Genomic DNA, 1224 nt, shown 5'->3' on the forward strand with positions numbered 1-1224 from the left:
GATCCGGATCCGCACCCGGTCCATCAGGGCAGAATGTGAGATCGAATCAAAGCACGCCTCGATATCCGCGTCCAGCACCCATCGGTATCCCGAGGTGCCGTATCGGTGGATCTCAGCGATAGCATCGTGAGCGCGCCGCGCGGGGCGGAACCCGTAGGAGACCGGCTCGAAGTCGGCCTCGAAAATAGGCTCCATCACCAATTTCAGTGCGGCCTGGACAACTCTGTCGGCGACAGTAGGAATTCCCAGGCGCCTGAGTTTTCCCGCCCCGCCGGGCTTGGGGATCTTGCGTTCCCGCACCGGTTGGGGACGGAACTCTTCGGCCTTCAACTGCCACCGCAGTCCGTCCAAGAACACCGGAACGCCGATCTCCGCCTCAATCCGAGCGACCGTCAGGCCGTCGGATCCCGCAGTGCGCGCCCCGGTGTTGCCCGCGACCCGTAGCCACGCCGCATGCAGCGTGGCCGGGTCGTGCACCCAGTTGAACACATCGTCGAACCGGCGGCCCGGATCGGCCGCCGCCCAACGGTGAAGCTTGGCCTGCATCCCCGATACCCGCCCCCGGGGCGCCTCGTCGAGCGAGGCGGCCGGAAGAGGGGCACCGGTATTCACCGGTGCTTCTCTCGACATTGCAGACTCCTCCCTTCTCGATTCCGCTGCCGCCCTTCGCCATGCGCACAGGCTTTCCCCGGCCCGGACTACTACGGCGGCTCCGCCCCGCCCGGCACTCTCGGTCGACGATGAACCCATCCCGCTTTCGGGCACTGGAGATACCCGGGCGGGAACAGCCACCGGGCGGTTCCCATGTTCACTGCTTATCGTTTGTTGGAGTAGGCGCCCGACTGTGTCCCTGCGACATCGCCACGAGTACGCCGCAGCCTTTCCTCGCGGCCTCCCGGCGGACGGCATTAAATCCACCCAAGAGTTCCCCACCCCGTAATGAGGGAGTGGGTGCGCATCGCATCCGGCCCAGATCTACCAGGTTCGAGCCGGCAACTCATTGAGGGACGTAAACGTCGGTTCCTCGCGTACACCTCTCCATCTCGCTCGCCGGGCCCACACCATCTGGTAGTGCTGGCGCACCCCGGCTTTGTCAGGATTGCTTCCATCCTCCCCGGCATCTCCCGGATCGGACTTTCCTCAGCTACGCTGTCCTGCTGCGACAGAATCAGCGGCGGAGCCCTTTCATCTCCGCTCGATAAAGCAGCGCCTCATGGCGCACAA

The 1224-nt window shown here is 64.9% G+C and carries 1 protein-coding gene; it reads right to left on the minus strand.

What is annotated here, in order from left to right; all coding sequences use genetic code 11:
- A partial coding sequence (locus AB0I23_RS41535) for a reverse transcriptase domain-containing protein (protein WP_436847087.1) occupies positions 1-630 on the minus strand: 630 nt, incomplete at its 3' end.
- Between the last annotated feature and the right edge of the window lie 594 nt (positions 631-1224).

The sequence above is a fragment of the Streptomyces atratus genome, assembly GCF_040655115.1.
GTDB lineage: Bacteria > Actinomycetota > Actinomycetes > Streptomycetales > Streptomycetaceae > Streptomyces > Streptomyces atratus_D.